This is a genomic window from Kribbella sp. NPDC050820 (genome assembly GCF_040653975.1).
In the GTDB taxonomy this organism is placed as follows: Bacteria; Actinomycetota; Actinomycetes; order Propionibacteriales; family Kribbellaceae; genus Kribbella.
On the sequence record NZ_JBFAHB010000150.1, the window covers coordinates 1 to 6,174 of the forward strand.

Below are 6,174 nucleotides of genomic sequence, written 5' to 3' on the forward strand. Positions count from 1 at the left end.
ACCAGTCCCCAAACACCTACGAGACCAGCACCGCCGCTACCCTCCCGTCAGCGGCGTAAACCACCACCCGTGTCCAAGAACCGGGGGTAAGGCCCGTACCAGCCGCCGTGGCCGTAGCCCATCTGGCCAGCCACCTCGCCTAGCTCCATGCGTGTCCTGCAGCTTCCGGTCGGTCAGTGTGACTTAGCGCCGACCCAACGGCGATCCATGTTGCGGCCACAGGCAGCAATAGGTGCGATCTCCAAGATAGCCATTCGATGCCACGATCTCCGGCATAGGGCCCGATAACACCCAAGGGTCGGAGCACATGTACCTCGCAAGCTCTGGTCGTCTCCAACCTCACCGCATGATCCGGGTCGCCGACCGTGCTTGCGCTGCGGCACATGAGGTTCCGAGCGCTAGGCAGCGCTCCAAACGAGTTCAGTCAACTAGCCGGGTCGCGGTGGTCCGTCGAGGCAGCCAGGCCCGGCTGTGGACCCGCACCGCAACGACATCAGCGACCGGTTCCCCGATGTCGTCGCCGCCGCCGAGCTGCCCGCCGCCTACGCGGCGTTCGACCTGCTGGCCATCGGCGGCGTTGACCTGCGCACGCAGCGGTGGACGGCGCGCCGGCAGCGCCTCGAGCAACTGGCGGCGACCTGGGCGCGGCCAGTTGCAACTGACCCCGGTCACCAGCGATCTCGACGAGGCAACGGACTGGTTGGAGGTCCTGCCGGCCGCGATGGGCGCGCCGAAGGGCTCGTCGTCAAAGGCGCCGCCACCCGCTACAGGCCCGGCCGCAGAGACGCCTGGCTGAAGGTCAATTCTGTTGGGGGAGGCGGTGTTCGGTTCTCGCACCCTGACCGAATCTTGCGAGGTCAGGCCGCGGGTCGTTGCTGGGCGATGGTGCGCGACAGGTGTCGCGCACGAGTGGGTGTGTTGGTAGAAACGTGTCACCAGCCGTCAATGAGTGGCTGGTGCGGCCTCGGTGGGACGCCCCGGCCGACTGCAGGATCCGGCGATGCTGGCCTGGACCTAGATGATGGTTCTGCGATCCTCTCGCCCACTTAGTCCCGGTTCGCCTGTTTGTGTTTCTGCCGGCTGACCGGCGCGTGTGTGTGCGGACGGTCCGGCAACGGCGACCGCCCGCGACTCTGGTGCTGGTCGCGGGGCGGTCGTCGTACAGCTGGATCAGAGGCCGCGGATGTAGAAGACCTTGCTGAGGCCCGACTGGTAGTGGTAGCACGTCGGGAAGTAGACCCGGTACGGGATCAGGCCCTTGTACGCCGGCTGGGCGTTGAGGGTGAATCGTCCGCTCGCTCGGACCAGCCCGGAGCTGACCGAACGCCACTGGGTCGCTCCGTAGAGCCGCTGCAGCCAGACCTTGCAGCTTTGTGGGGCGCCGGCGACCGAGCCGTTGACCGGGACGATCGTGCCGACCGGGGCGCTGGTCTTCGACGGCATGGCCGAGACGATCCCGGGCCGGGCGACGAAGAACTTCAGACCGGCGATGTCCCCCCTGTCGCCCGGGCGGGCGGGGATCCGGAGGCAGTGGAGGGCGTTCGCGGCCGACGCCGGATACGCCTTCGTGACGGTCCCGCTCGGGCTGGTGAGCGGGAAGTCGCCGCCCACGTCCTGGTCGCACTGGCTGTCGATGCCGACCAGTACCCGGAACCGGGTCGCGTAGGGCTTTCCGGTCGCCGAGTCGATCACCGACCAGGTGATGCTGAAACCGGATCCGAAGGGCACGATCGGCGGGGTCACCTTCGCGGTGATCTTCGGCAGGTGATAGCCGGTCACCGTAAGGGTCGGCCCAGCCACCGGCGTCGGATCGGCCGGCATGGGTCCCAGCTCGTAGACGATCAACGGCCCGGTGGTCACGCCGATCACGGTGAATTTCCCGTCGGCCGTGGACGGAACGTACACCGGCCCGGCCCATTCGCCGTCCTGCGTCGTGCCGGACACCCGCGGCAGATCGGTCGAGATCAGGTAGGTCGGGCTGCCGGTGCCGCCGGTCCGCTGGAGATGGGCCACCAGCGGCATGTTCGCGTCGTTGGGTTCGGCGGAGTCGTAGCCGCCCTTGACCCGAACCTGCACGGCCACTGTGTTGAGCCCGGAGACCGCGACCGCGGTCTTGTCCAGGGTGACGTCGGTGATGGTCAGTCTCGGATCCGGTGCCGCCTGAGCGGACGGGATCGCTCCAAGCAACAGCCCCACCAGTGGCGCTGTCAGGAGTATCGACACCACCCGCCGGAGTACCCGGCCCGCGGTGAACGCAGTCGGCGGTCGTGACCCCGGTACCGGCGTACCGCGTAGCGGCGCCAGCGCGAATGAAACATGCAACATCTCAAAGCCCTTCCAATCAGCGTCGCGAGAGCCCCAGAACTCGCTTGTCTTGGGCCGCGATATCAGCTGTGGTTGGTCGAGCACTGCTGCGGCCGACGTTCGCCTTTATTGCGTTCCCCCCTTGCTCAGCTAGATGCCGCGATCCACAGGGTTTGTTATTCACCAAACCAGGACGTTGGGACGATGGGCGTTACCGGTCGCGGTGTGGACCGGCCCGGACGTGAGCAGGCCAGCGTTCGGCCGGCCCAGGGAGAGCCCTCCGGGGGCCTCTTCGCGAGCCGTCGGGCTGTTCCAGAGGTCGCAGTCGAGGGTGAGATCACCGACGACGGCGGGGCGGCAGTGCTTGGTGATGCGATACTCGGCCCACCAGACACGGAAGTCGGCGTTCCTGAACCGAGAGCTCTATTACGCAGCAACGCCACCACTCGCCGGAGGACCCCGCCCGGTGTGAACGCAGTCCGCGGTCGTGGCCGCGGCACCGGCGTACCGCACAGCGGCGCCAGCGCCAATGAAAAATGCAACATCTCAAGGCCCTTCCAATCAGCGTCGCGAGAGCCCCAGAATCGCTTCTCTTTCGGCCGCGATATCGGCTGTGGTCGGTCGAGCACTGTGCCGGCTGACGTCCGCCCTTTTGCGTCCCCTTGATCACCTAGATGCCGCGATCCACGGGGTTTGTTATTCACCATCCCGGGGCGCCGGGACGACGGGCGTTACCGGTCGCGGGGTGGACCAGCTCGGAGGCGAGGTCGTGCACCCGCCGATCAACCACTCCAGCCAGACAATGCACGACACCAAACTCGCCCTGGGTGAAGGTGAATTCTGTAGGTGTGGGCAGGTGTTCGGTCCTGCGACTGACCCGCCGATTGGGCGGCAATCGGCGCTGGGTGCAGCCGGCGATGCGTGCGCAACACCTGTCGGGCACGACTAAGCCGCAGACATCGCCGCCTCCGGGCAGGCCAATGCAGCCAGTGACTGACATACGCCGAGCGCTCGTTGGTGCCCTGCGTGACGATCAGGTTTCGATCGCGAGGCCGTCGAGGTGACGGCCGATCGCGGCTCTCAACGATTCGGCGGTGTGGATGTCGGCCCGCATGGTCGCGTGCACGGCGAGGCCGTCGAGCAGGGCGTGCAGCCGCTCGGTCTCTGCCGGTATGTCGGTCGGGGCGAGGCCGGCTGCCGACAGTTCGGTGAGGATCGCACGGCAGCCCGCCCGGAGCGCGTCGTACCCCTCGTCGCGCAGGGCCCGGAGCGCCGGGTCCACCATGGCGCGGGATGTGAAGGCCAACCAGACCTCGTTCTCGGCGCGCCGTTCGTCATCGAGCGGTAGCAGTTCGAGCAGTACACGCTCTGCTCTTCGCCTCGGGTCGGGCTCAGGCTCCAAGCTGGCAAGGCGGGCCTCGATCCGGTCGATCACGGTCCGGAACGCGAACATCATGAGCTCGGACTGACTCGCGAAGTAGTGGCGCAGCGAGCCCATCGACAGCCCGGCCTCGCGGGCGACGTTGCGGACCGAGGCCTGCTCCAGACCGTCGCGGCGTACCAGCCGAAGTACCGCCTCGACAACGTCCTGGCGGCGCTCCACAGGATCCACAACCTTCGGCATTGACCTTTTATAGCACAGTCGTGCTAGTCTCATCGTGATAGCACAGTCGTACTACGAAACGCTCGGAGATCCGATGACCCTCGTCCAAGACCCTGAGGCGCATCCAAGACCGACCCGCCGCCACCTCGCCGCGCTGGTTCGTCAACGCAGTGTCCGCCTCGCCGTCCTGGGCTGGATCGCTGCCAACGCATTGGTCTTTGCCGTTGCGGGGGACCGCCTGCCGTTCGACTGGCCGACCGCTGCGGCGCGGACTCCGGTCGGCCACCTGGTGGACGCCAACCTTGGCATTGTTGAGGTTCTCCTACTCACCGCGCTGGTCTGGCGGCTGACCCGCAAGCGGACCGTGCCCAACCTGGCCGACCGCGCCCCCGAGCGGTCCGTGGCCGCCCGCGAAACGCTGCTCCTGCTCCTCTACGGGGCGGCCGGACTGGGCCTCGGCTTCATCCTGGCCCGACTCGCCGGTTGGCATCCTTTCGGCCTGCACCTCGCCGGGTCGATCTACGGAACGCATGAACATGTCAGCCGCGCGGAGTCAATCGCCTGGGCCGCCTATAACCTCGTCGTCTACGCGGTAGTCCCGCTCCTGGTCTTTCGGCGCCGTTACTCGGCCGCGGCGCTCAATCTCCGCTCGAGCAACCGCCGCGCCGACACCGTGCTGGTGGGCGTGATCCTGTTGATCGAATCACTCGTTCAGCTCGCCGCGCTCAACCCGCAGATCTTCGAACTGACCGCACCTCAACTCGCGCTTGGGGTTCCCCTGACCTTCGCGCTGTATCTGGCCGGCGCCGTCCTGCCCGCGATGATCTTCGTCTACGCAATCTTGGTGCCACGCTTCCTCCGCCTCACCGGGTCGACCGCAACCACGGTGATCCTGGGCGGCCTCACCTACACCGCGCTGCACGTCTGGGACGCCTGGGCGATCTTCAACTCACCGGGCAACGCCGCCCTGTCAGTCGCCTTCCTGCTCTTGACGTACTTTGCGCCGGGAATTTTCAAGACCGTTCTCACGGTGCGAACCGGCAACGCCTGGGTCCACGTCTGGGCCTATCACGCACTCGCGCCGCATACCCTCGCCGACACACCACACCTGGTCCACGTCTTCCACCTCAAATAGAACCCGAGCCGACGTCGGGATCGCTTTTCACGGCGGCACGCCATCGGGTGTCGCGCACCCAGTGGCGCGCGGCCTCCATGCGACAGCGCGCGACAGTCTCCGAAACCCGACGAAAGGTGAAACACCGCGAAACCCGCGAGGTGATCGTCTGCGGTGTCCTCGGCACCATCAGGCGGCCCGACGTGATCATCGCCGGCCTCCACAACACCGACGGCGACCTAGTTGTGATCGGCCGCACCGTTCCTCTCAAACCAGCGCAATCAGCCCGGCTCGGCGCGCCGCTGACCCCAGCCGGACCCGAGCATCCCTGGCCGGACGAGATCAGCTCCTATCGCTGGGGAGGCAAGGACGCGAAGACGCCGCTCACCGAGGTCGAGCCGTTTGTCGTCGCCGAGGTCACCGCCGACGCCGCGACCCAGGCCGGTCAGGTCCGCTACGGCATGCGGTACGTGCGCTTACGTCCCGACCCGCAGCCGGAGGACGTGCCGTTCGCCTAGCGCGTCAGACAGGCCGGGCGGCCAGCATGAGCGACCCGATTCCGTGGAACGCTGGGTTCATGAACGCCGCTGGGGCCCTAGGAACTACCGTCCGTCGGTTCTTGCACGATCTGGGACTCTCGGGCCAGCGGCCTGATCCGCTCGCGTTGAAGTATGGCCAGGATGACGGCCGCCAACGGGGGTCAGAGTCTGAGCGCAAGGCTCTGGTGCGCGAGCTTCGCAAGCAGCAACGCAAAGCCGAGAAGCTACGCAACGCCGAACGGGGGCGGCAGCAGCGGGAGGACCCGGAAGTGTCGGCTCCGAACCGCTCTAGGGCACTGATGCAGCTCGGGCTCTCTATCGTGGTCACGGTCGTGGCCCTCATCCTCGTGTTCGGCGACGAAACCCAACAATCAACAGGGGCCGGTCTGCTGGGCATCGTGTTGGGCTACTGGCTGAGATAGACGCCACGCCTTTGAGCGCCAGGTCATGCAGCCTGTTGTACCGACTAGCATCACCGGGGAACTGGAACAACCACAGATTCCAGTAACGCCTACTCCTTGTCGACGACGGGTGAAGACTGACCCCTGATCGACGGATGAAAACGGACCCCCTGGGCTGATCCTGTGGAGGGTGATGTCAGTGGAGGACTGGGC

Annotated in this window: 7 protein-coding genes; 4 read left to right on the forward strand and 3 right to left on the reverse strand. The window is 66.7% G+C overall.

All coding sequences use genetic code 11. The annotated features are described in order from the left end of the window. Positions 1-420: 420 nt before the first annotated feature. Entirely contained in the window at positions 421-672 is a 252-nt protein-coding gene (locus AB0H36_RS47750) for a hypothetical protein (protein ID WP_360538971.1), read from the reverse strand. Between AB0H36_RS47750 and AB0H36_RS47755 the strand changes: the two genes are divergently transcribed. Continuing rightward, positions 583-1,050 carry a hypothetical protein gene (locus AB0H36_RS47755; protein ID WP_360538968.1) on the forward strand — a complete coding sequence of 156 codons (468 nt, stop codon included), beginning with the start codon at positions 583-585 and terminating at the stop codon, positions 1,048-1,050. The genes AB0H36_RS47750 and AB0H36_RS47755 overlap by 90 nt on opposite strands. Before the next feature lie 120 nt (positions 1,051-1,170). Here the strand turns inward: AB0H36_RS47755 and AB0H36_RS47760 are convergent, their stop codons facing one another. Both AB0H36_RS47760 and AB0H36_RS47765 read right to left on the reverse strand, forming a co-directional pair. Then, positions 1,171-2,196, reverse strand: coding sequence for a hypothetical protein (locus AB0H36_RS47760; RefSeq protein ID WP_360538953.1), 1,026 nt, complete (start codon positions 2,194-2,196; stop codon positions 1,171-1,173). 1,141 nt (positions 2,197-3,337) lie between these two features. Then, the gene (locus AB0H36_RS47765) at positions 3,338-3,928 is read right to left on the reverse strand and encodes a TetR/AcrR family transcriptional regulator (protein WP_360538956.1); all 591 of its coding nucleotides are present in this window, start codon (positions 3,926-3,928) and stop codon (positions 3,338-3,340) included. 73 nt (positions 3,929-4,001) lie between these two features. On the opposite strand from AB0H36_RS47765, the gene AB0H36_RS47770 reads away from it, so the two are divergent. From AB0H36_RS47770 to AB0H36_RS47780, 3 genes are all read left to right on the forward strand, one after another. After that, on the forward strand, positions 4,002-5,042 hold the full coding sequence (locus AB0H36_RS47770; protein WP_360538959.1) for a hypothetical protein: 1,041 nt from the start codon (positions 4,002-4,004) through the stop codon (positions 5,040-5,042). Between the two features lie 116 nt (positions 5,043-5,158). Then, complete coding sequence (locus AB0H36_RS47775; protein WP_360538962.1) at positions 5,159-5,539, forward strand: hypothetical protein; 381 nt, start codon at positions 5,159-5,161, stop codon at positions 5,537-5,539. A gap of 101 nt (positions 5,540-5,640) precedes the next feature. Beyond that, positions 5,641-5,982 (forward strand): hypothetical protein, encoded by a 342-nt coding sequence (locus tag AB0H36_RS47780; RefSeq protein ID WP_360538965.1) that lies wholly within the window; start codon positions 5,641-5,643, stop codon positions 5,980-5,982. The last annotated feature ends 192 nt before the right edge of the window (positions 5,983-6,174 follow it).

What these genes read in the sequence shown, in the direction of transcription:
- AB0H36_RS47770 (WP_360538959.1), top strand. Translation starts at nt 4,002, where the DNA reads ATGACCCTCGTCCAAGACCCTGAGGCGCATCCAAGACCGACCCGCCGC.
- AB0H36_RS47765 (WP_360538956.1), bottom strand. Translation starts at nt 3,928, where the DNA reads ATGCCGAAGGTTGTGGATCCTGTGGAGCGCCGCCAGGACGTTGTCGAG.